Source organism: Methylobacterium sp. 190mf (assembly GCF_900107945.1).
Classification (GTDB): Bacteria; Pseudomonadota; Alphaproteobacteria; order Rhizobiales; family Beijerinckiaceae; genus Methylobacterium.
In genome coordinates, this window is sequence record NZ_FNVI01000007.1 from 230,001 (window position 1) to 252,546 (window position 22,546).

The 22,546-nt window shown below is 73.3% G+C and carries 21 protein-coding genes; 4 read left to right on the forward strand and 17 right to left on the reverse strand.

Annotated features, from left to right (window positions below; translation table 11 throughout):
- Positions 1-7: 7 nt before the first annotated feature.
- On the reverse strand, positions 8-2,740 hold the full coding sequence (gene gyrA, locus C4T42_RS10820) for a DNA gyrase subunit A (RefSeq protein ID WP_020095392.1): 2,733 nt from the start codon (positions 2,738-2,740) through the stop codon (positions 8-10).
- Between the two features lie 213 nt (positions 2,741-2,953).
- Positions 2,954-3,283, reverse strand: coding sequence for a hypothetical protein (locus C4T42_RS10825; protein WP_020095393.1), 330 nt, complete (start codon positions 3,281-3,283; stop codon positions 2,954-2,956).
- A gap of 259 nt (positions 3,284-3,542) precedes the next feature.
- Here C4T42_RS10825 and C4T42_RS10830 point away from each other — a divergent pair, with 259 nt between their 5' ends.
- On the forward strand, positions 3,543-4,400 hold the full coding sequence (locus tag C4T42_RS10830; protein ID WP_020095394.1) for a S49 family peptidase: 858 nt from the start codon (positions 3,543-3,545) through the stop codon (positions 4,398-4,400).
- Positions 4,401-4,404: 4 nt separating this feature from the next.
- Here the strand turns inward: C4T42_RS10830 and C4T42_RS10835 are convergent, their stop codons facing one another.
- Positions 4,405-6,123: a methyl-accepting chemotaxis protein gene (locus tag C4T42_RS10835; RefSeq protein WP_103985092.1), complete on the reverse strand. Its 1,719-nt coding sequence runs from the start codon at positions 6,121-6,123 to the stop codon at positions 4,405-4,407.
- A gap of 97 nt (positions 6,124-6,220) precedes the next feature.
- Complete coding sequence (locus C4T42_RS10840; RefSeq protein ID WP_326491901.1) at positions 6,221-7,246, reverse strand: NAD(P)-dependent oxidoreductase; 1,026 nt, start codon at positions 7,244-7,246, stop codon at positions 6,221-6,223.
- Here C4T42_RS10840 and C4T42_RS10845 point away from each other — a divergent pair.
- On the forward strand, positions 7,199-8,221 hold the full coding sequence (locus C4T42_RS10845; RefSeq protein ID WP_020095397.1) for a P1 family peptidase: 1,023 nt from the start codon (positions 7,199-7,201) through the stop codon (positions 8,219-8,221). The genes C4T42_RS10840 and C4T42_RS10845 overlap by 48 nt on opposite strands.
- Before the next feature lie 122 nt (positions 8,222-8,343).
- On the forward strand, positions 8,344-8,610 hold the full coding sequence (locus tag C4T42_RS10850) for a hypothetical protein (protein ID WP_100252347.1): 267 nt from the start codon (positions 8,344-8,346) through the stop codon (positions 8,608-8,610).
- Between the two features lie 66 nt (positions 8,611-8,676).
- Here C4T42_RS10850 and C4T42_RS10855 read toward each other — a convergent pair whose 3' ends face one another.
- The 10 genes from C4T42_RS10855 to C4T42_RS31925 all read right to left on the reverse strand — a co-directional run bounded on the left by C4T42_RS10855 (position 8,677) and on the right by C4T42_RS31925 (position 18,233).
- Complete coding sequence (locus C4T42_RS10855) at positions 8,677-9,291, reverse strand: NIPSNAP family protein (protein ID WP_020095399.1); 615 nt, start codon at positions 9,289-9,291, stop codon at positions 8,677-8,679.
- A 106-nt stretch (positions 9,292-9,397) separates the two neighbouring features.
- Positions 9,398-9,679, reverse strand: coding sequence for a hypothetical protein (locus tag C4T42_RS10860; RefSeq protein WP_020095400.1), 282 nt, complete (start codon positions 9,677-9,679; stop codon positions 9,398-9,400).
- Positions 9,676-12,066, reverse strand: coding sequence for a response regulator (locus tag C4T42_RS10865; RefSeq protein WP_020095401.1), 2,391 nt, complete (start codon positions 12,064-12,066; stop codon positions 9,676-9,678). The genes C4T42_RS10860 and C4T42_RS10865 overlap by 4 nt, the downstream gene beginning before the upstream one ends.
- Before the next feature lie 52 nt (positions 12,067-12,118).
- Entirely contained in the window at positions 12,119-13,015 is an 897-nt protein-coding gene (rarD, locus tag C4T42_RS10870; RefSeq protein ID WP_020095402.1) for an EamA family transporter RarD, read from the reverse strand.
- A 146-nt stretch (positions 13,016-13,161) separates the two neighbouring features.
- Complete coding sequence (locus tag C4T42_RS10875) at positions 13,162-13,764, reverse strand: pyridoxamine 5'-phosphate oxidase family protein (RefSeq protein ID WP_020095403.1); 603 nt, start codon at positions 13,762-13,764, stop codon at positions 13,162-13,164.
- Entirely contained in the window at positions 13,761-14,093 is a 333-nt protein-coding gene (locus tag C4T42_RS10880) for a lipid-A-disaccharide synthase N-terminal domain-containing protein (protein WP_020095404.1), read from the reverse strand. The genes C4T42_RS10875 and C4T42_RS10880 overlap by 4 nt, the downstream gene beginning before the upstream one ends.
- A complete protein-coding gene (locus tag C4T42_RS10885) occupies positions 14,087-14,878 on the reverse strand; it encodes a glycosyltransferase (protein ID WP_020095405.1) in 792 nt (263 codons plus the stop codon). The genes C4T42_RS10880 and C4T42_RS10885 overlap by 7 nt, the downstream gene beginning before the upstream one ends.
- Positions 14,875-16,596 (reverse strand): glycosyltransferase family 39 protein, encoded by a 1,722-nt coding sequence (locus tag C4T42_RS10890; protein WP_020095406.1) that lies wholly within the window; start codon positions 16,594-16,596, stop codon positions 14,875-14,877. Before C4T42_RS10890 ends, C4T42_RS10885 begins: the two co-directional genes overlap by 4 nt.
- 165 nt (positions 16,597-16,761) lie before the next feature.
- On the reverse strand, positions 16,762-17,952 hold the full coding sequence (metC, locus tag C4T42_RS10895) for a cystathionine beta-lyase (RefSeq protein WP_103985093.1): 1,191 nt from the start codon (positions 17,950-17,952) through the stop codon (positions 16,762-16,764).
- Positions 17,953-18,059: 107 nt separating this feature from the next.
- Entirely contained in the window at positions 18,060-18,233 is a 174-nt protein-coding gene (locus C4T42_RS31925; RefSeq protein ID WP_020095408.1) for an Rmf/CrpP family protein, read from the reverse strand.
- Between the two features lie 88 nt (positions 18,234-18,321).
- Here C4T42_RS31925 and C4T42_RS10900 point away from each other — a divergent pair, with 88 nt between their 5' ends.
- The gene (locus tag C4T42_RS10900; protein WP_020095409.1) at positions 18,322-18,591 is read left to right on the forward strand and encodes a hypothetical protein; all 270 of its coding nucleotides are present in this window, start codon (positions 18,322-18,324) and stop codon (positions 18,589-18,591) included.
- Positions 18,592-18,691: 100 nt separating this feature from the next.
- On the opposite strand, the gene ntrC is transcribed toward C4T42_RS10900, so the two are convergent.
- From ntrC to dusB, 3 genes are read right to left on the reverse strand one after another with little or no spacing between them, the layout of a single operon-like run.
- Entirely contained in the window at positions 18,692-20,158 is a 1,467-nt protein-coding gene (ntrC, locus tag C4T42_RS10905; protein ID WP_012319142.1) for a nitrogen regulation protein NR(I), read from the reverse strand.
- 48 nt (positions 20,159-20,206) lie between these two features.
- Complete coding sequence (locus C4T42_RS10910) at positions 20,207-21,349, reverse strand: ATP-binding protein (protein ID WP_020095410.1); 1,143 nt, start codon at positions 21,347-21,349, stop codon at positions 20,207-20,209.
- Positions 21,346-22,380 (reverse strand): tRNA dihydrouridine synthase DusB, encoded by a 1,035-nt coding sequence (gene dusB / locus C4T42_RS10915; RefSeq protein WP_026605285.1) that lies wholly within the window; start codon positions 22,378-22,380, stop codon positions 21,346-21,348. The genes C4T42_RS10910 and dusB overlap by 4 nt, the downstream gene beginning before the upstream one ends.
- Positions 22,381-22,546 lie beyond the last annotated feature (166 nt).

Below are 22,546 nucleotides of genomic sequence, written 5' to 3' on the forward strand. Positions count from 1 at the left end.
CGGCGCCTCAGGCCTCCTCGCCGCCCTCGGGACCGGCCTCGGCGCCCTCGTCCTCGCCCTCGATGTGCTCCACCGAGACGACCTTCTCGTCCTTGGCGGTGTTGAACACCGTCACGCCCTGCGAGGCGCGGCCGACGATGCGGATGTCGTCCACCGGCACGCGGATCAGCTGGCCGCCGTCGGTGACTAGCATGATCTGGTCCGAGGCCTCGACCGGGAAGGACGCCACGAGGCTGCCGTTGCGGGCATTGACCCGCATCGCCGTGATGCCCTTCCCGCCGCGTCCCGAGGTCCGGTACTCGAACGACGAGGAGCGCTTGCCGAAGCCCCGCTCCGACAGGGTCAGCACGTACTGCTCGGCCGCGCCCATCTCGTTGTAGCGGTCGAGCGAGATCGCCGCCGCCTCGGCGCCGTCCTCGGGCTCCGCGTCGCCGTTCTCCTCGGCCTCGCCGGTCACGGCGCGGCGCATCTTCAGGTAGCCGGCCCGCTCCTCGGCGCTGGCGTCGAAGGCGTTCAGGATGGTCATCGAGATGACCCGGTCGTCCTTGGCCAGCAGGATGCCGCGCACGCCCGTGGAGTCGCGGCCCTTGAAGACGCGCACGTCCTCGACGGGGAAGCGGATGCACTGGCCGAGCGCCGTGGTCAGCAGCACGTTCTGGTCCGGACGGCAGATCTCGACGTGGACGATGTGGTCGCCCGGGTCGAGCTTCATGGCGATCTTGCCGTTGCGGTTCACCGTGGTGAAGTCCGAGAGCTTGTTGCGCCGGACGTTGCCGCGCGCGGTCGCGAACATCACGTCGAGCGTCTCCCAGGACGCCTCGTCCTCGGGCAGCGGCATGATCGTGGTGATGCGCTCGGAGGTGTCCTGCAACTGCAGGATATTCACCAGCGCCTTGCCGCGGGCGTTCGGGGCGGCCATCGGCAGCCGCCAGACCTTCTCCTTGTAGGCCTGGCCCTGGCTGGAGAAGAACAGCACCGGCGTGTGGGTGTTGGCCACGAACAGGCGGGTGACGAAATCCTCGTCGCGGGTCGCCATGCCGGAGCGGCCCTTGCCGCCGCGGCGCTGGGCTCGGTAGGTCGAGAGCGGCACGCGCTTCACGTAGCCGGCGTGCGACACGGTCACCACCATGTCCTCGCGGGCGATCAGGTCCTCGTCCTCGACGCTGCCGTCGAAGTCGACGATCTCGGTCCGGCGCGGGGTGGCGAACTGCTCGCGGACCTCGGCTAGCTCGCCCTTGACGATGCCCTGGATGCGGGCGCGCGAGCGCAGGATGTCGAGGTAGTCGGCGATCTCGTCGGCCAGCGTCTTCAGCTCGTCGCCGACCTCGTCGCGGCCGAGAGCCGTGAGGCGCTGCAGGCGCAGGTCGAGGATGGCGCGGGCCTGGGTCTCGGACAGGAGGTAGGTCCCGTCCTCGGCGACGCGGTGGCGCGGGTCGTCCACGAGCGCGATCAGCGGCGCGATGTCGTGGGCCGGCCAGTCGCGGGCCATCAGGGCCTCGCGGGCCGTGTTCGGGTCCGGCGAGGTCCGGATCAGGCGGATCACCTCGTCGATGTTGGCGACCGCGATCGCGAGGCCGCACAAGACGTGGGCGCGCTCGCGGGCCTTGCCGAGGAGGAACTTGGTCCGCCGGGAGACGACCTCCTCGCGGAAATCCACGAAGGCCTGGAGCAGGTCCTTCAGGTTCATCAGCTCGGGGCGGCCGCCGTTCAGCGCCACCATGTTGCAGCCGAAGGAGCTCTGCAGCGGCGTGAACCGGTAGAGCTGGTTCAGCACCACGTCGGCCATCGCGTCGCGCTTGATCTCGACGACGATGCGCATGCCCGTCCGGTCGGATTCGTCGCGCAGGTCCGAGATGCCCTCGACGCGCTTCTCCTTCACCAGCTCGGCGATCTTCTCGACGAGCGTCGCCTTGTTCACCTGATAGGGGATCTCGGTGAAGATCAGCGCCTCGCGCTCCTTGCGCAGCTCCTCGACATGCGACTTCGCGCGCATGATCACCGAGCCGCGGCCCGTCGCGTAGGCCTGCCGCGTGCCGGCGCGGCCGAGGATCATGCCGCCGGTCGGGAAGTCCGGGCCGGGCACGATCTCGGTGAGCTGCTCGATGGTCAGGCCCGGATCGTCGATCAGCGCCACGCAGGCGTCGATCAGCTCGCCGAGATTGTGCGGCGGGATGTTGGTCGCCATGCCGACCGCGATGCCGCCCGCGCCGTTGACCAGCAGGTTCGGGAAGCGGGCCGGCAGGACGGTCGGCTCCTCGCGCGACTCGTCGTAGTTCGGTCCGAAATCGACGGTGTTCTTGTCGATATCGGTGAGCAGCGCGGTGGCGGGCTTGGCCAGCCGCGATTCGGTGTAGCGCATGGCGGCCGGCGGATCGCCGTCCACCGAGCCGAAATTGCCCTGCCCGTCGATGAGCATGAGGCGCATGGAGAAGTCCTGCGCCATCCGCACGAGGGCGTCGTAGATCGATTGGTCGCCGTGCGGGTGGTACAGACCGATCACGTCGCCGACGATGCGGGCCGACTTGACGTATTTCCGCTCGGGCAGGTGCCCGGATTCGAAGGCGGAGTAGAGGATGCGCCGGTGCACCGGCTTGAGACCGTCGCGGGCGTCGGGAAGCGCCCGGCTCACGATCACGCTCATCGCGTAATCGAGGTAGGAGCGGCGCATCTCGTCGGTGATGGAGACGGGGCGGATGTCGCTGGCGGGCGGGGCGGCGCCAGTCGGATCGTTCTCGGCCAAGTCGGTATCCGTTCTGAAGCCCGGACGGGCGGTGCTCACGGCCGTTCCCGGGTGGCGCGCGATGCGCCGGAACGGCCTCTCGGAAGAGCAGTGATATCAGACGGTTAAATAAGGTTTTCCGAGGCCGCCCGCAAGGTCGCAGCGCGGCTGCCGGCGCGCGTCCCGGCAGGGATGCGCCCCGGCCCGATCGGGCCGGGGCGCGCAGGGCTGCGCTCAGTAGAACGTGACGTGCCGGTGGCCGTACGGACGGGCGTACGGGCGGCCATGCCAGACGTGGTGGCGGTGCCAGTGCCGGCGGAAATGGTGGTGCCGGTGCCAGTGATGGCGACGGTGCCAGTAGTGGCGGCGGTGGTGCCAGTGGCGGCGCCAGTGGTGGCGGCGGTGCCAGTGGCGGCGGTGGCGCCAGTGGGCCTGCTGCACCGCGGGGGCGGGCGCGGCGGCCTCGGCGCTCGCGGGGACCGGCAGGGGCGCCGCGCGCGCGGGCGCACTCGCCAGCCCGCCGAGCAGCGCGGCGAGGAGGACCAGGATCGGCCAGGGTCGCATCGTTTCTCTCCCGTGTGAGCGCCCGTCCGAGTCCAGCGGATCCGGGCCGGCACGAGGCTCGCGCCGTCGCCTGAAACGGCCAAGGTCGGCAAACGGTTCGATCCGTTCCGACTGCGCAGACGCGCCGCCCTCGCGCACCACCCTCGCGCACCACCCTCGCGCACCGCCCTTGCGCGGGGCCGGAAAGCGCCCAGTTTCCGGAGCAGGCGCTTCCGGGCCGTCTCCCGCCCGGCTTCCCGACGAGCCGCGTAAGACTCCCATGGCGTTCGCGTTCCCCGACACATTCCGCGCCCTCCTCCCGCGCCGCTTCCGGGACCGACGCCCGCGGGTCGCGGTGGTCCGGCTGTCGGGCACGATCGGGGCGGTCTCGCCGCTCCGGCCGGGGCTCTCGATCGGGGGCGTCGCGGGCAGCCTGGAGCGCGCCTTCGGGATGCCGGGGGTGAAGGCGGTGGCGCTGGTGATCAACTCGCCCGGCGGCTCGCCGGCGCAGTCGCACCTGATCCACCGCCGCATCCGGGCGCTGGCCGAGGAGAAGGGCGTGCCGGTGATCGCCTTCGTGGAGGATGTCGCGGCCTCCGGCGGCTACATGATCGCCTGCGCGGCCGACGAGATCGTCGCCGATCCGACCTCGATCATCGGCTCGATCGGCGTGGTCTCGGCCGGGTTCGGCTTCCACGGCCTCCTGGAGAAGCTCGGTGTCGAGCGCCGGGTGCACACGCAGGGCGAGGCGAAGTCGATGCTCGACCCGTTCCGCCCGGAGGATCCCGCCGACGTGGAGCGCCTGAAGCGCATCCAGGCCGACGTGCAGGACCTGTTCACCGGCCTCGTCACGGCCCGGCGCCCGGGCCTGTCGACGTCCGAGAACCTGTTCACCGGCGCGGTCTGGACCGGGCGGCAGGCGCTGCCCCTCGGCCTCGTCGACGCCCTGGGCGACGTGCGCACCGCGATGCGCGCGCGCTTCGGCGAGAAGGTCGACCTGCGCCTCGTCGCCGAGGCGCGCGGCGGCCTGCTCTCCCGCATCCTGCGCCGGGGCGGCGCGCCGGGCGGGATCGACCTGGCCGAGGGGGCGATGGCCGCGTTCGCGGAGCGCGCGGCCTTCGCCCGCTACGGGCTCTGAGGGCTCAGGCCGCGACCTGACCGAGGAAGCGCTCGATCTCGCCCTCGAGGTCGGCCGCGACCGCGTCGACGGTCTGAGCCGCCTCGGTGACCGTGGCGGCCATGCGGGCCGAGCGCCGCGCGGCGCCGGCGACCGTGGTCAGGCCGCCCGCGATGGCCTCGGTGGCGCCGGCCGTGTCGGCGACGTTGCGGGAGATCTCGGCGGTGGCCGCGCCCTGGGCCGAGACCGCCGACGCGATCCCGCCCGTGGTGGCGCTGACCGCCCGCATCCGCTCGCCCATCCGGCCGATGGCCGCCACGGCCGCCGTCGTCGAGGCCTGCACGCCGGCGATCTGGCTGCCGATCTCCTCGGTCGCCCGCGCGGTCTGCGACGCCAGCGCCTTCACCTCCGCGGCCACCACGGCGAAGCCCTTGCCGGCGGCGCCCGCCCGGGCGGACTCGATCGTGGCGTTGAGCGCCAGCAGGTTGGTCTGCTCGGCGATCTGGCGGATCAGCCCGACCACCGCGCCGATGCGCCCCGCGGCCTCGGCGAGCTCGCCGATCTCGGCGTTCATGGCGTCCGACTCCGCGGCGGCCGTGGCCACCAGGGCCTCGGCCTGGTCGAGCTGGGTCCCGATCTCCGCGATGGAGGCGGAGAGCTCCTCGGCGGCGCTCGCGACGGTCTGGACGCTGGCGGAGGTCTCGTGCGAGCCGCGCTCGGTCTCGGCGACGGCGGCCTCCGCCTCGGCGGAGCTGGCCGCCATCTCGCCGGCCCGGGCGCGCATCGCGCCGGTGCTGGCGGTCAGCGCGTCCTTCAAGCGGACGATCTGGCCCCGGAACGCCTCGATGGCGCGGTCGAGCGCGGCCCGCCGCCGCGTCTCGTCGGCCGCGCCCGCGCTCTGCAGGCTCTCGAGTTCCCGGATCCGCAGGCCGGAGACGCGCAGCACTTCGAGGGCGCGCGCCACCGTGCCGATCTCGTCGCCGCGCGCCGCGTGGGGGATCGCCGAGTCCAGGTCGCCGGCCGCGAGGGCCTCGATCCGCGCGGCGATCGTCGCGAAGGGCCGGAACAGTCGCGCCGCCGCCAGCCCCACGAGGGCGCAGGCCAGCACCGCGATGATCAGGGCGGCGACGCTGAGGCTCGTCATCGTCTGGGCGTGGGCGTCGAAGTACATCTCGATCGGCAGGCCGACGAACAGGATGCCGTTCACCTTGCCGGCGGCGTCGACCGTCGGCTGGTACACCGTGTGGTAGCGCCGCCCGAACAGGGTCGCCGGCCCCTCGTAGGTTCGCCCGGCGCGGATCGCGGCCTGGGCCGGGCTGTCGGCGGCGAGCGCCGTGCCGACCGCGCGGGTCCCGTCCTCCCGGCGCACGGTGGTCTGGCGCCGTACGAAGCTGTCGGAGGCGGGCTCGTAGCTGAACACCGTCGCCAGGCCGCCCGAGTAGGCGACGGCGTCGTCCACGACGCGGGCATCGGCGAAGCCCGACAGGCTCGGCGTCGACACCCGGGCGACGCGCGCGCCGTCGAGATCCGCCGCCGCGCCCTCGACCCGCGCCGCCAGGACGAGCGCCAGAGTTCTCAGGTTGCGCTCGCCGTTGGTGCGCTGGCGCACCTCCATCTGCGACCAAGTTTGTCGCGAGACCGTAATCCAGATGGCGCCGGCGGTGAGTGTCACGGCGAGCATCGCCAGCAGGATGACTTTCGTCGACAGAGTCATCCTGCGCAGCGAATAGGAATGTGTGCGCATCTATTGGTATCCGTGCCTATAGCCGGCCGGACACTCTGTCGTGAGGTTGAAATGACGGGTTAAGGTTCGCCAGAAAGGCGAGCCATTGCCGCAGATTTCAACCCTGCCCTGCGCGCCGGGCGGAGACGCGGGCGAGCGCCGCCAGATCCTTCTCGCCGTCGCCGTGGCTGATCGCCTCGATGAGACCGTCCCGCAGCACGCTGGCGAAGGGCATCGGCACCCCGGCGCCCTCGGCCGCCTGCAGGGCGAGCCGCACGTCCTTGGCCCCGAGCCTGAGGATGAAGCCCGGCGGCTCGTAGCGGTTCTGTGCGATCGAGGCGCCGTAGCCCTTGTAGACCGGCGAGGCGAACAGCGTGTTGGTCATCAGGTCGAGGAACTCGGCGCCCGGGACGCCGTGGCCCTCCGTCAGGGCGCAGGCCTCGGCCATGGCCTCGATCGCCGAGATCAGCATGAAGTTGCCGGCGAGCTTGACGGCGTTCGCCCGCGTCGGGTCGTCGCCGAAGCGCCAGGTCCTGGCGCCCATCGCGTCGAGGAGTGGGCCGGCGCGGTCGATGAGGGCTCCCTCTCCCGCCGCAACGATGTTGAGCTTCCCGGCCTCCGCCACGTCCGGCCGCCCGAAGACCGGGGCCGAGACGTAGGGGACGCCGGCCCGCGCGTGGACGGCGGCGAGCTGCTTCGCCAGGGCCACCGAGACCGTGCTCATCCCGATATGCAGGCCGGGGCGCTCCGGCCGGTCGAGGAGGCCGCCGGCCACGATCACGGCCTCGAGTGCCGCGTCGTCGGCCAGCATGGTGATCACGGCGTCCCCGGCGAACGCCTCGGCGGCGCTCGCCACGGGGGTGACGCCGTCGATGCCGCGCGCGGCCTCCGGCGAGCGGTTCCAGGCGCGCACCGTGTGGCCGGCCCGGGCGAGATTGGCCGCCATGGCGCGACCCATCCGCCCCATCCCGATGAATCCGACGTCCATGCCGTGCTCCTCGACGCGCTGTGCCGTCTGCCAACTGGGAAATCCCGGCCGGCGGTCAACGGCCCCGGCCGGATTTGCGGCGCTCGCACGGCGTGGCAAGCTCGATCCATGCTGCAGAATCGCATCACCGACATTCCCGGCCTGCGGGTCGGCCACGCCACCGACCTGCGGCTCGCCAGCGGCGTCACCGCGATCGTGTTCGATGAGCCGGCCATCGCCGCGGTCGACGTGCGCGGCGGCGGGCCGGGCACCCGCGAGACCGACCTGCTCGACCCCGAGCGCACCGTGGAGCGGGTCGACGCCTTCGTGCTCTCCGGGGGCTCGGCCTTCGGCCTCGACGCGGGGGCGGGCGTGGCGGCGTGGCTCGCCGAAGCCGGGCGCGGCTTCCCGGTCGGCGCCATGCGGGTGCCGATCGTCCCCGGGGCGGTCCTGTTCGATCTCCCCAACGGCGGGGACAAGGCCTGGGGCCGCTATCCGCCCTATCGCGAGCTGGGCTTCGAGGCCGCCGCGGCCGCGGCGGAGGATTTCGCCCTGGGCTCGGTCGGGGCCGGGACGGGCGCGCGCACCGGGCGACTGAAGGGCGGGATCGGATCCGCCTCGGCGCAGGTGCCGGGAACGGGCTTCCGCGTCGGGGCGCTCGCGGCCGTGAACGCCTTCGGCAACGCGACGATCGGCGCCGGGCCGCATTTCTGGGCGGCGCCCTTCGAAGAGGGCGACGAGTTCGGTGGTCTCGGCGCGCCGGTCCGGGTGCCGCCGGAGGCACTCGCCTTCCCGGCCCGGGCGCTGCCGGGCGCCGCCACGACGCTGGCCGTGGTGGCGACCGACGCGGCGCTGACCAAGGCGCAGTGCCGGCGCCTCGCGGTAGCCGCGCAGGACGGCCTCGCCCGCGCGCTCGTGCCGGCGCACACGCCCCTCGACGGCGACCTAGTCTTCGCCGCGGCGACCGGCGCCGTGCCCCTCGCCGAACCGGTGGTCGACCTCGCCCGCCTCGGCGACGTCGCCGCGCGCGTCCTGGCCCGGGCGGTGGCCCGCGGCGTGTTCTCGGCGACGAGCCTGCCCGGACACGCGCCGTCATTGCCCCTGGCCGGTACAGGGCTTCCACCGGCCTGGCGCGACCTGTTCGGCGCCTGATCGGCGGCCCCGCCCGCGCGCGGAACGATGCCGCAGGCCCGGGGTTACTGGCCGCGGCCGGAGGCCGCGACGCGGCCCGGATCGCACCGGGCCGCGCCCTGTGCTTAGCGGGAGAGAATCTCATGAGAATGACCGGCCTGATCGTCGCCGCGTCCGTCGCCCTGTTCGCCGGCGGAGCCCAGGCGATGCCCGTGGCACCGCTGACCGGCGGCGACGCCGCCGTCACCCTCGTCCGCGGCGGCTGCGGGTTCGGCGCCCATCGCGGGGCCTACGGCGGCTGCCGCCTGAATCGCGGCCCGCGCGGTGCGATCCGCCGCGCCGTCACCGGCGCTCCCCGCGGCTGCCCGCCCGGCCTCTATCGCGGCCCGCGGGGCGTCTGCCGCCGCTGAGTGACGGCGCTGGCGCCGCCCCCTGGGGTGGCGCCAGCGCGGGTTGCGGCTCTCGAGGGATGGCGGTCAGCGCAGGGGCGAGCGCCCCTGGGGGAGCGCGATCGTCGCGGTCGCCTCGGCGATCTGGTCCGGGCCGCCCTTCGGCGGCCAGATTCCCGCCTCGTAGGCGCGGGACCGCAGCGCGGCCCGCTCCTCGAGGCTCGGGAAACCCCAGATGTGCGTGATGCGCGGCGCGCCGTCGAGGGCGTACATGTTGACGACGAGGTGCTGCGTGTAGGCGCGTGCCGGCTCGATCGCGGCCTCCCAGGCCGCGAGGGTCGGCGGCAGGCCCCCCGGCTTCTGGCGATAGGTCCGGATCTCGTACACCCCGCCCCGGTCGCCCGTCCGGATCGGCGGCAGGAAGGGGAACGGGGCGTAGCTGTCCATCTCCAGCGCGGTGATCACGTGCCCGGCGTTGAACGGGTTGGCGCTGAGCAGGGCGCGCCGGCGCTCGGCGGTCATGTCCTCGGGCGCCGCGAAGCCGCGCAGCACGATCAGGCGCCCCAGCGTCCCGATCTCGGTGCGCCAGCAGCCGACCAGCTCGCCCTTGGCGTCGGGATCGTCCAGCCAGGCCTCGACGCCGGCCGAGACCTGACCCACCGCGAGCAGCGGGCACGAGAGGGTCGCGAGTTCGTACAGCATGGGCGCCTCGGCGACGTCGTCCCGTCGACGTCACGCCGTCAAAGCGGGAGATCGTCTTTCGTTGCCATCGGGACGCGCGGACCAGCTCCGCGCCGCCGGCCGAGCCTCACAGCTCGGCGCGGGCATCCTCCAGCAGCTGCGCCAGCCCGCTGTCGACCTCCTCGGCGAGCATCGTCCGCTCGGCGTCGGTGAGGTCCTTGGCCCAGGCGCCGCTGCCGAACCCGTCCGTGCAGCGCGCCCGCTCCGAGGCGATGTAGGCCTCGGTCTCGACCGGCCGGGTCTTCATCGCGTGGACGAAGCCGAACCACGCCGCCCGCTCCACCACCGCGAGCCGCGCCCGCAGCCGGATGGCCACCGCCTTCTCCGGATCGATCCCGTCCGCGCTCATCGTGGTTCTCCCGCGTCCTTCTCGGCCAGCCGATCCAGCAATCCCTGGAGCTGCCCCGGCACCGGCTCGGTCGCCGAACGCGCGTAGAGGACGCGCAGTTGCCGGCCGATCTCCGCGAGGCTCATGGAGCCCTTGGCGATCACCCGGTCGGCCTGCCGGTTCAGGCTCTCCTTCTCGGCCGCCGTGACCTCCTTGGCGGTGAGCACCACCACGGGCACGTCGCCGTCGGGCCGTGACCGCAGCGCCCGCAGGAAGCCGAACCCGTCCATCTCGGGCATCATCAGGTCGAGCAGGATCAGGCTCGGCCGCGCCTGGCTGACCCGCTCCAGGGCGATCCGGCCGTTCTCCGCCTCGTCGACGGTCCAGCCCTCGCGACCGAGCGAGCGGCGCAGGCGCTCCCGGGCATCCGCGTCGTCGTCGACTACGAGGACCCGCGCCTCGTTCGGCGCCGCGGGCCGGTAGCGCTCCATCAGGCCCTTGAGCCGGTCCCAGTCGATCGGCTTGACGAAGTAGTCGGTGGCGCCGAGCGCCTGGCCGAGCCCCTGCTCGGCCACCACCGAGGTCATGATCACCGGCGTCCCGGCGAGGTCGGGGTCGTTGCGGACCGCGTGCAGGACCGCCCAGCCGTCCATGCGCGGCATCTCGACGTCGAGCAGGATCGCCCGCGGCTTCAGGGCCCTGGCGAGCGTCAGGCCGGCGCGGCCGTCGTTGGCGCTGCGGACGTGGAAGCCCTCGCGCTCCAAAAAGCGCTGGAGCAGCTCGCGGGCGGCCGGGTCGTCGTCGACCAGCAGCACCGTCTCGTGCTCCTCGTGCGGCTCCACCGGCGTGTGCGCCTCGGCCTCGGTCGGCGGCGCGTCCTCCGGGCGCAGGGTCGCGGGCAGGCGGATCGTGAAGATCGCGCCCGCGCCCGGGGTGCTGGCGACGCCGATATCGCCGCCCATCGTCCGGCAGAACGCGCGGGTGATGGCGAGCCCGAGGCCCGTCCCCCCGAACTGCCGGGTGGTCGAATCGTCGGCCTGGACGAAGCGCTCGAACAGGCGGTCGATCTGGGCCTCGGTCAGGCCGATGCCGGTGTCGGCGACCGCGAAGGACAGCCAGTCGGCCCCAGCCTCGCGGTGCCGCCGCACCGTCAGGGTGATCGTCCCCCGCTCGGTGAACTTCGCGGCGTTGCCGATCAGGTTCAGCAGGCACTGGCGGATCTTGGTCTGGTCCTGGTGCATGGAGCCCAGGCCGGCCTCGCCCGCCGCGCCGGCGTCGAGGACGAAGCGGTTGCCCTTCTTCTCGACCAGGGAGCCGGTGGAGTCGGTGACGTCCCGGAGCAGGTCGGCCACCGTGAAGGTCTCGGCCGAGGCGGTCATGCGGCCGGCCTCGATCTTCGAGATGTCGAGGACGTCGTTGATCAGCGACAGCAGGTGACGGGCGGCCGCCTCGATCTTGCGCAGGTCCGGCAGCAGGGCGGCCTGGCCGATATCCTCCAGCTCCTCGCCGAGCATCTCGGAGTAGCCGATCACCGCCGAGAGCGGGGTGCGCAGCTCGTGGCTCATGTTGGCGATGAACTGGCTCTTGGCCCGGTTGGCCGCCTCGGCGGCCTGTCGGGCGCGCTCCACCGCCTCCTCGGCCTCCTTGCGCTCGGTGACGTCGACGCAGGTACCGACCCATTCCCGCAGGGAGCCGTCCTCGGCGAGAACCGGCACGCCGCGCACCTCCATGGCGCGCCAAGCCCCGTCGTGCCGGCGCAGCCTGTACTCGACCTCGTAGGTCGCGCGCGCCTCCACGCAGGCGGCCCAGGCATCGGCCGCGTGACCCCGGTCGTCGGGATGGACGGCGTCCAGCCAGCCCCAGCCCTGGTAGGCCTCCTCGGTCTGGCCGGTATAGGTGCTCCACCGGACCTGCGGCGGCATCAGCTCGCCCGCCGCATCCGTGTTCCAGATCACAGCCGCCGAGGCGTCCACCAGCGCCCGGAAGCGCTGCTCGGAATGGCGCAGGCGCTCCTCGACCGCGCGGCGGACGGTGATGTCGGTGTTGGTCCCGTACCAGCGCAGGATCCGCCCGGATTCGTCCCGGTAGGGCAGCGCCTTCGACAGGAACCAGCGGTAGCTTCCGTCGCGGCCGCGCAGCGGGAACGTGTCTTCCCAGGACCGGCCCAGCGTGATCGCGGCGCGGTAGCGCTCGGTCACCGACGCGACGTGGTCCGGGTGGTGGACCGTGCGCCAGCCCCAGCCCCGCATCTCGTCGAGGGAGGTGCCCGTGTAGTCGTACCAGCGCTGATTGTACCAGACGATGGTGCCGTCGGCCTCGGCGATCCAGGCGAGCTGCGGCAGCGTCTCGGCGAGGTTGCGGTAATCGGCATCCGTGACGGACCCTGGGCCGCTCTCAGTCTCGCTCATCGACCCGACGCTGTCCCGTCACCCGCCCCGCGGCGGCTTGAACCAGTATTCCTTATACACGCATCGCGTCCGGATCCGACCGCGGGGCCGCGGGGGCCGGCGGCCGGCGAAACCGCAGGGCGTCGATCGTGTAGAGCGCGAGCGCCACCCAGATCAGCGCGAGCATCAGCGCCCGATGCGGCTCGACGCGCTCGCCGTAGACGAGGACGCTCAGAACGAGCAGGCAGGTCGGCGCCACGTACTGCAGGAGGCCCAGGGTCGTGAGCCGCAGGCGCACCGCCGCGGCGGCGAACCAGATCAGCGGCAGCGCGGTGGTCAGCCCCGTGAGCATCAGCAGGGCACGGTCCCCCGGCGCGGCCGGCAGGAACGGCTCGGGCGACAGGACGAGCCAGACGATCGCCGCCGGCAGCAGCAGCAGGGTCTCGGCCAGGAACCCGACCAGCGCGTCGACGCCGACGATCTTCCGGGCGAGCCCGTAGAGGGCGAAGCTCACCGCCAGCGACAGTGACATCAGCGGCAGTTCCCCGGCCCACACCACCGCGACGGCGACGCCCGTCGCGGCGATACCGATCGCGACGGCCTGCGCCGGCCGCAGGCGCTCGCCCAGCACCACCCGGCCAAACGCCACGCTCACGAGGGGATTGATGTAGTAGCCGAGGCTCGCGTCGAGCAGGTGCCCGCCGCTGACGGCGTAGAGGTAGAGCAGCCAGTTCACGCCGATCATCGCCGCCGAGAGCACCAGCAGCGCGTGGCGCTTCCGGAGCGGCAGCGGCAGGTTGAGGCGGTGGCGGGCCGCGAGGATCAGCGCCAGCGCGCCGGCGAACACGCTCGACCAGACGATCCGCTCCGACAGGATGTGGTACGGCGTGTAGGCCCCGAGCATCCGGAAATGCACCGGGACCACGAGGCCCCAGCTCAGATAGGCGGCGAGCGCGTAGACGAGGCCCACGGAGTCCTCCCGGTCGACCCGGATGGGCGGCCGGGTCCGCGGGCTTTAGCCCGGACGGCCCGATCGCGACAGGCCGGGCGGTGCAGGGCTGCCATCTGGACCGGCGAGCCGACCCCGGGCGGCCCGGCTCGCGGACGGCGCTCCGGCTACGGCGCGATCCAGCCACCGGACCACCCGCCGGCCAGCCGATGCCAGGCGGCCCGGCGGTGTCCGCGGCGGTCGAGATAGAGGAAATCCAGCCGCTCGGCCCGAACCAGAACGGCGGCGAAGTGCGGCCGGCCGAGCGTCGCGGCCGCGGTCTCGTCCGGCAGGCTGTAGGCGTCCCCCGCCGGAAGCGACGTGCCGGGGCCGGGCTCGGCCCCGTAGCAGACCCGGCTCATCGCCCGGGACCCGGTCCAGGCCGCCTCGGCCAGAGCGTCGTCGGTGTGCAGCGCGGCGCGGCCCTCGACGCGGATCTGGATCTTCGCGGCCGCGTCGTAGGCGGCGAGGGCGCAGGCGGGGGCGGCCAGGATCTCGGCGGCCTTGTCGGAGCGGCGGTCGCAGTGGAACCGGAGCGTTCCCTCTCCCGGGTCGGCGGCGCGCAGGACCACGGTGCGCAGCCGCGGCCCGCCATCGGCCCCGAGCGTCGCCAGGGTCGGCAGGTGGACGCCGCCACGGCCATGGGCGGCCCCGTCCGCCAGCAGCCGCCAGAGTTCCGCGAAGGTGGCGTCGAGGTCGTCGTAGAAGGCGGGCAGCGGCGTCCGTGTCATGCGGCGCCCCGCTTCCTCCGCCGCTCGCGGAAGATCAGCGCGAGGTTGCGCAGGTAGATGCCGGTGGAGAGGCTCTGGCCGATGATGATCACCGGCTCGCGGCGCACGAACCCGTAGACCAGCGTCATCATCCCGCCGAGGATCGACAGGAACCAGAACGACAGCGGCATCACGCTCCGCCCGGCCCGCTCGCTCGCGATCCACTGCAGGATGAAGCGCGATCCGAACACCACCTGGGCGACGATTCCGAACACCAGCCAGAAGTCGAGCCGGGTGACGAACACGTCGTAGAAATAGGCCGGCAGATCGTGGGCGAGCTGGATCAGCATCCGACGTCCTGGTCCGCGGGTTGGCCGGCCGGCGGCTCCGCCGGCGCGCCGGCCGGGCCGGCGATCTCCTCGGGCCGCGGGTCCGCGCGCTTGCGCCGGATCAGCCACCAGACGCCGGCGAGGTCGAGGAGCCCGACCCAGAGGCGGTCGAACAGGCCGTAATTGGACACCCCCGTCAGCCGCGGCCGGTCGACCACGTCGCGGTGGACGACGGAGAAGCCCTCGCGGGCGACCAGGGCCGGCATGAACCGGTGCAGGGCGTCGAAATACGGCAGCCTGAGATACACGGCGCGGCGGAAGACCTTCAGGCCGCAGCCGGTGTCGCGGGTGGAATCGTTGAGGATCCGGCCGCGCACGCCGTTGGCGATCCGGGACTGGAGCATCTTGAAGCGGCCGTCCTTGCGGCCGCGCCGCTGGCCCTGGGCGAGACCGGCCCCCGGTCCCGCCGCCTCAAGGGCCTCGAGCAGCGCGGGGATGAAGGCCGGATCGTTCTGGCCGTCGCCGTCGAGGGTCGCGACGATCCCGCCGCGGGCCGCCAGGACGCCGCTGCGCACCGCCGCCGACTGGCCGCCGCTCCGCGCGTGGCGCAGCACCCGCAGCCAGGGGCGCCCCGCCCGGGCCGCCGCCAGGGCCGCCGGCGTGCCGTCGGTGGAGCCGTCATCCACGTAGATCAGCTCGAAGGCGAGGCCCGCGCAGGCGGCCTCGATCTCGGCCACCAGGGGCGCGATGTTGCCGGCCTCGTTCTTGACCGGAACGACGACGCTGAGATGGGGGGATCCGCTCACGGCGCCACCGCGTAGGCCGTCACGAAGACCCGGCGGCCGGTGTTGAGGTTGAAGCCCTCGACCTCCGCCAGGGGCGCGGGCGCGCCGCGTCCCACCGGCCAGGCCGCGTTGAAATCGTCGCGGTCCCGGGACTCCACGAAGAGCAGGCGGCAGCCGCCGCCCTCGAGGAAGGACCGGGCGGCGGCCCCGTCGGGCGGCAGGGCGAGGCCGGTGCCGACGAGGAAGACGAGGCTCGGCTCGCGGTAGCCGAGGCTCGCCACGAGCGGGTTCGGGCAGGGCATCCGCTCGCGCAGGGCCGCGAGCCGCGGCGAGACCTTCAGGGCCGGCAGCGAGCGCTGCGCCACGCCGAGCACCGCGGGCCCGAGCAGGGCGGAGGCCAGCACGCCGAGGACGAGCGCGCGCTCGGCCGACCCGTGCGCGAAGGCGAGCCAGGCCAGGAATGCGACCGCGCAGGCAGCGGCGAGCAGCGGGAGGGCCGGCCACGGGATCGTGTGGGCGTCCAGGCGCCAGCCGGCGAGGCAGAGGCCGAGGGTCAGGGCGACCGGGATCGCCGGCAGCAGCAGGGCCGTCAGGCGGGCGCCCCGCAGGCGCGGGTCCAGCGCACCCCGGTTCAGCGCCAGCACGGTCAGGATCGCGAGCCAGGGCATCAGCGGCAGCACGTAGTGGGGCAGCTTGGTCGGCACCGCCTCGAAGATCAGCCAGGCCGGCAGCACCGCGGCGATCAGGAAGATCACGGCGGGCTCCCGCCGCGCCCGCCACGCGAAGGGCAGGCTCATGGCGGCGAAGGCCGCCCCGGGCCAGAAGGTCGCGAAGAACACGAGCGCGTAGGCCCCGGGCGGTCCCCAGTGCCGCTCGGCCACCCCGCCGACCTTGCCGAGCATGTCGTGCCCGACCGCCTCGGCGTAGAACGCGCCGCCGCTCTTCCAGGCGATCGCCGCGAACCAGGGCGCCACCAGCAGGAGCGTCAGGGCGAGGCCCGGCCACGGCCGCAGGGGCAGCAGCCAGCGGCCGGACCGCGCGACGAGCGACAGGCCGAGCGCCGGCAGCGCGACGAAGAGCGGCACCATCGGCCCCTTCACCAGGATCCCGACCGCCATGCCGAGCCAGAACGCCGCGAAGGTCGGCCCCGAGACCGGCCTGCCGTCCCGCGGCGCCAGCCACGCGCGGGCGAGCGCGGCGAGGCTCGCGGTGGCGCAGGCGGCGAGCAGCGCGTCGGTCTTAGCGAGGTGGGCCTCGGCCGAGAGCATCAGGCAGGCGCCGTAGAGGGCGGCGGCGAGCAGCGCCGACCGTCGGGGCAGGAAGGCGAGCGCCCCCCAGTAGGCGAGCAGGACCGAGGCGACGGCGCCGATCAGCGACGGGATGCGGTACAGGGCGATCTGGGTGCGGGCGCCGGGCACGCCCAGCGCCTCGCCGGCCGCCACGGCGGCGGCCTGCGCCCAGTAGATCCCCACCGGCTTCTTGTGCCGCGCCTCGCCCTGGAAGCGGATATCCACGAGGTCGCCGCTCTCCAGCATCTGCTTCGAGGCCTGGGCGAAGCGGGGCTCGTCGCGGTCCATCGGCTGCAGCGAGATCTGGCCCGGCAGGAACAGGAGCAGGCACAGCGCCAGCAGGGCGGCGGCGGCCCTGGCATGGGTGAGGCTCAGCGCGTCGAGCCCGCGGCCGATCCGGTCGACGGGGGCAAGGCGCGGCGCGCCGCCGGCGGAGAGGCTCGTGGTCATGCCGGGCCGGTCAATCAGGAACGCGGCGCGAGGTCAAATACGGTGGTGCCGTCGCCGGTCGCGACGGCGCGCACGCACATCACGATGCGCGGATGTGGCGCCGCTCCCGCCGCGCGTCCCGGCCCTGAGGTTCGCCGGTCCCCGCCCGTCGGGGACGGGACCGCCCTACGACGCCGCCCGGAGGCGCGCGAAGCCGGCGTCGAGGTCGGCCTTGAGGTCGGCGGTGTCCTCGAGGCCGATGTGGAAGCGGAGCGCCGGTCCGCCGGGCGCCCACCGGGTCGCGGTCCGGTAGCCCGCGCAGTCGAAGGGGATCACGAGGCTCTCGAAGCCGCCCCAGGAGAAGCCCATCCCGAAGAGCTGCAGCCCGTCGAGCATGGCCGCCACCGCCGCCTCGGGCACCGGCTTGAGGATCACCCCGAACAGACCGGAGGCGCCCGCGAAGTCGCGCTTCCAGATCGCGTGGCCCGGATCCTCCGGCAGGCCGGGATGGAGCACCCGCAGCACCTCGGGGCGCGCCTGGAACCACCGGGCCATCTCAAGGCCGGCGCGGCCGTGCTCGCGCAGCCGCAGGTTCATCGTCCGCAGGCCGCGCAGCGCCAGGAAGATGTCCTCGGCGCCGGCGCACATGGCGAAATGGTCGAAGGTGCGGCGCACGGCCGGGTAGTAGCGCGCGTTGGCGGAGGTCAGGCCGATCAGCAGGTCCGAGCCGCCGCTCAGGTACTTGGTGCCGGCCTCCACGGCGATGTCGACCCCGCGCGCGTGCGGCGGGAACAGCAGCGGCGTCGCCCAGGTGTTGTCCATGATCACGCAGGCATCGTGGGCGTGCGCCACCTCGGCGATGGCCGGGATGTCCTGCATCTCGAAGCTCTGAGATCCGGGCGCCTCGACCAGCACGGCCCGGGTGTTCGGGCGCATCAGTTCCGCGATGCCGGCGCCGATGACCGGGTCGTAGTAGGTGATCTCGACGCCGTAGCGCGCCAGCACGCCGTCGCAGAACTGGCGGGTCGGCCGGTAGGCGGAATCGGTGACGAGGAGGTGGTCGCCCGCCGACACCGCGGCCATCAGCGCCACGGTGAGCGCCGCGAGGCCCGAGGGCGTCACGACGGTGCCGGCGGCGCCGGCGAGTTCCGTCCAGGCCCCCGTCAGCGCGTCCATGGTGGGCGTCGCCGAGGTGCCGTAATTGTAGCGCCCGCGCCGGTTCTTGATCGCGTCGTAGGTCGGGTAGAGGACCGTGGAGCCGCGGTAGATCGGCGTGTTCACGAAGCCGTGCTGCTCGCCCGGGTCGCGGCCCGCTTGGACGAGGCGCGTCGCGGGCGCGAAGGTCTGCGTGGCGTCGGGCGAGGGCTTCAGGGACATCGAGGCTCGGAGATCGCGTTGCGGTGCACCGCACGAAGCGCGCCGCGCCCGGCGAGGTCAAGCCGGACGCGCGGGCTCGCAGTGCCGGGCCGCCGCGTTTTCCGCCGTCACGGCTTCTCGGGCGGATCCGAGACCGCGGCCTCCTCGTAGGCCTCCATCCACGCGGCGCGCTCCTGGGAGCCCTCCGGATAGGGGCATTCGCTCACGGGCTTCCCGTAGAGGCGCGCGTTGCGGCCCTGGATGAACGGGCTGTCGCTCGCGGTGGCCTGGACGTTGGTCAATATCGCCTCCCGAAGACTTGGAGTGGGGCTTCGTTAACGGCCGCGCCGTAAATCTGTTGCCGTCTCAAGTCGCGTCCCGGGTGGTCGCTTGCGTATCCTGCGTTCCCTCCTCGGCGCCGTCCTCGTCCTCGTCTCGACGGCGACCGTCGCCCTCGTCAGCGCCGACCGGCTCGCCCATCTGGCGCCGGCGCCGGTGGTCCGTGCCGCCCAGGCCGAGCCGTCGGCGACGGGGTCGATCCCGCTTACGGCGAAGGCCGCACCGGCGCCGAAGCCGGCCGTGCCCAGCATCCCCAACGGGTTCGACACGGAGCGGCTGCACGCGCTGATGCGCGGCGACCCGATCCTGCCGGGCCGCTGAGAGCGGGCCGGAGCGCGCTCATCCCACCCTCCGCGTGATCCCGGGGCGCGCCGCGCGCACCTCGGGACCTGGGATGTGTTGGGATCGGCCGGGGATCGCCCTACCGCGCCGTCCGGAAGACCTGCAGGTCGAGGTCGCGGACCTTCTTGCGCAGGGTGTTGCGGTTGACGCCGAGCAGCTCCGCGGCCCGAATCTGGTTGCCGCGGGTGGCGGCGAGCGCCGCGCCGATCAGCGGGCCTTCGATCTCCCGCAGGATCCGGTGATACAGCCCGGGGGGCGGCAGCGTGTCGCGATAGCCGGAGAAGTAGTCCGAGAGGTGGCGCTCCACCGCGCTGGACAGGGTCTCCGACTCGCCGTTGGCCTTGCGGGCGGCGCCGTTGGCGGCCGGCGCCGCGGGTGTCGCCAGCGGCAGCGTGTCGAGCTCGGCCTCGATCACCGGGCCGGTGATCGTCTCCTGCGGGTAGAGGGCGGCGAGCCGCCGGACGAGGTTCTCGAGCTCGCGGACGTTGCCGGGCCAGCGGTAGCGCTTCAGCCGCTCCATGGCGTCGCCGTCCAGGGTCTTCCGGGTCAGGCCCTCGCGCTCGACCAGCACGAAGAAGTGGCGGACGAGGTCCGGCACGTCCTCGGAGCGCTCGCGCAGGGCCGGCAGCCGCAGCGGCACGACGTTGAGGCGGAAGAACAGGTCCTCGCGGAAGATGCCCTGCTGGATCGAGACCCGCAGGTCCTTGTTGGTGGCCGCGATGATCCGGACGTTGGTGCGGATCGGGACGCGCCCGCCCACCGTCGTGTACTCGCCCTGCTGGAGCACGCGCAGCAGCCGGGTCTGCGCCTCCATGGGCATGTCGCCGATCTCGTCGAGGAACAGCGTGCCGCCCTCGGCCTGCTCGAACCGGCCGGCGGAGCGCTGGAGCGCGCCCGTGAACGCGCCCTTCTCGTGGCCGAACAGCTCGGACTCGATCAGGTCGCGCGGGATCGCCGCCATGTTGACCGGCACGAACGGGCCGGTGCGGCGGCGGCCGTAATCGTGCAGCGCGCGGGCGACCAGCTCCTTGCCGGTGCCCGACTCGCCGGTGATCATCACGGTGAGGTCGGTCGGCATCAGCCGGGCGAGCGCCCGGTAGATCTCCTGCATGGCCGGCGAGCGGCCGACCAGCGGGATGTCCTCGTTCTCGGGGGGCGCCCCGGCCGGCGCCGCGCCGCGGGGGCGCGAGAGCGCCCGGCCGACGATGGCGATCAGCTCCTTCAGGTCGAAGGGCTTGGGCAGGTACTCGTAGGCGCCGCGCTCCGAGGCGCGGATCGCCGTCATGAAGGTGTTCTGCGCGCTCATCACGATGATCGGCAGTTCCGGCCGCACCCGCTTGATGCGCGGCAGCAGGTCGAACACGTTCTCGTCGGGCATGACCACGTCGGTGATGACGAGGTCGCCCTCCCCCTGCGCGACCCAGCGCCAGAGGGTGGCGCAGTTGCCCGTCGAGCGGACCTCGTAGCCCGCCCGGGACAGCGCTTGGTTCAGCACGGTGCGGATGGCGGCGTCGTCGTCGGCGACGATGATGTGGCCGTTCGGCATGACTCTCTACTCAGACCTCCGACGGGGGGCCGGATTCGGGGATCGACATCACGGATCGACCGCCGATTCGCGCCCGTCCCGGGCACTCGACATCGGCAGAAGGATGCGGAACGCCGTGCGGCGCGGGGCGGGATCGCACTCGACGATCCCGCCGTGATCGCCGACGATCTTGGCCACCAAAGCAAGACCCAGGCCGGAACCCTGCGCCTTGGTGGTGACGAACGGGTCGAACAGGTCGGGCAGCAGGTCGGCCGAGATGCCCGGGCCGTTGTCGCGCACCGCCACCTCGATCGGCAGGCTGACCCGCTCGCGGGAGCCCGGAACCTGCAGGCGCAGGCCGGTGCGGAAGGCGGTCGACAGGGTGATCTCGCCCTCGACCGCGTCCGGGCCGATCGCCTCGGCGGCGTTCTTCACGAGGTTCAGGATCACCTGGATCAGCTGGTCGCGGTTGCCGAGCACCGGCGGCAGCGACGGGTCGTAGGTCTCGATGAACCGGATGTGCCGGGCGAAGCCCGACTGCGCCGAGCGCTTCACCTGGTCGAGCACCCCGTGGACGTTGACGGCGCCGCGATCCGAGGGGCGCTCGTCGCCGAACAGCTCCATGCGCTCGACGATGCGGACGATCCGGTCCGACTCGTCGCAGATCAGGCGGGTGAGCAGCCGGTCCTCCTCGGCGCCGGTGCTCTCGAGGAGCTGCGCCGCGCCGCGGATGCCGGCGAGCGGGTTCTTGATCTCGTGGGCCAGCATCGCGCCGAGCGCCACCATCGAGCGCGCCGCGCCGCGATGGGTGAGCTGGCGGTTCATCTTGTCGGCGATGGTGCGCTCCTGGAGCATCATCACCACGGCCTCGCCGTCGTCGCCGAGCGGCGTCGCGAACACGTCGACGCTGCGCTCCAGGCCGAGGCGCGGCTGGGTCAGCTCGACCCGGTACTCGCTGACGCTGGCGCGGCGGCGGCGGACCTCGGCCACGAGCGCGATGATCGGCGAGGCGAACGGGATGATGTCGCGCAGGCGCCGGCGCTGCATCAGGCGCGCCGAGTAGTCGAAGAACGCCTCCGCGGCGTGGTTGCAGTGGAGAATCTGCTCGTCGGCGCCGATGGTCAGGACCGGCAGCGGCAGCGCGTTCAGGACGGCCTCGGCGGCCGTGTCGCGCCGGGTGCCGGGTTCGCGCGGGAGGGGCTCGTCGCTCACGCGGCCTCCTGCACGGGGTTCGCCGCACCCGCGAAGGCCCGGGCCAGCAGGTTGAGCGCGATCTCCGGGTCGGTGGTGGTGAGGAGGGTCGCGCGTTCCGCGGGACCCAGCGCGCCGCCGGTCTCGGCATAGGCGGCGAGGTGCTTGCGGGCGTGGCGCACGCCCATGTCGCGGCCGTAGAGCGACAGCAGCCCCGCGTAATGCTCGGCGGCCAGGACGGCCTGCGCGGCCCGGGACGGTTCCGCGGCCGGCCGGCCCGCGAGCGCCGCGGCGACTTGGCCGACCAGCCAGGGGCGGCCGGTCGCCGCACGGCCGATCATGACGCCCGCGGCGCCGGAGGCGTCCAGGCAGGCGCGGGCGCTGGCGAGGTCGGTCACGTCGCCGTTGGCGATCACCGGGATCGACACCGCCGCGACGACGGCCCCGATCGCCGACCAGTCGGCGCTGCCTTTGTAGAATTGCTGCCGGGTGCGCCCGTGGACCGTCACGGCGTTCAGGCCCAGCCGCTCGGCCCGGGCGGCGAGATCCACGGCGTTGCGGCTCGCGTCGTCCCAGCCGAGGCGCATCTTCACCGTCACCGGGACCGACACCGCGCCCCGGACCGCGGCGAGCAGGCGCTCGGCGTGGTCGAGGTCGCGCATCAGGGCCGAGCCCGAGGCGATCCCCGTCACGATCTTGGCCGGGCAGCCCATGTTCACGTCGATCACGTCGGCGCCCCCGGCCTCCGCGATCCGGGCGGCCTCCGCCATCGGGCCCGCCTCGCAGCCCGCGAGCTGGACCACGTGCAGGTCGACCCCGGAGCCCTCGGCGCGCATCGCGGCCTCGCCGGACCCGCGCGCGAGTTCCCGGGCCGCCACCATCTCGGAGACGACCGCGTCGGCGCCGCAGCGGCGGGCGATGCGGCGCATGTGCAGGTCGGTGACGCCCGAGAGCGGCGCGAGCAGGCAGAGCGGGGCGGGATCGGTCCCGTTTGCCCCCTCCGCGGTCGCTCCCGCACGGCGCAGCGCGCTCAAATATTGGTCAGTCGTCATTCTGCACAACAATGAGGCAAAGCCGGTCCGCTGGCAAGCGGGACCGCGCGTTGATTTCGGGCCCTCCCCCGCTTAAACGACGGGCACCCTCCGCGGCAGGGTCACGGCGGCACGCCTGGCCCGCGCGCTGGCCGCCATTCCGCCCCTCAGGACGTCACGAGCTCGT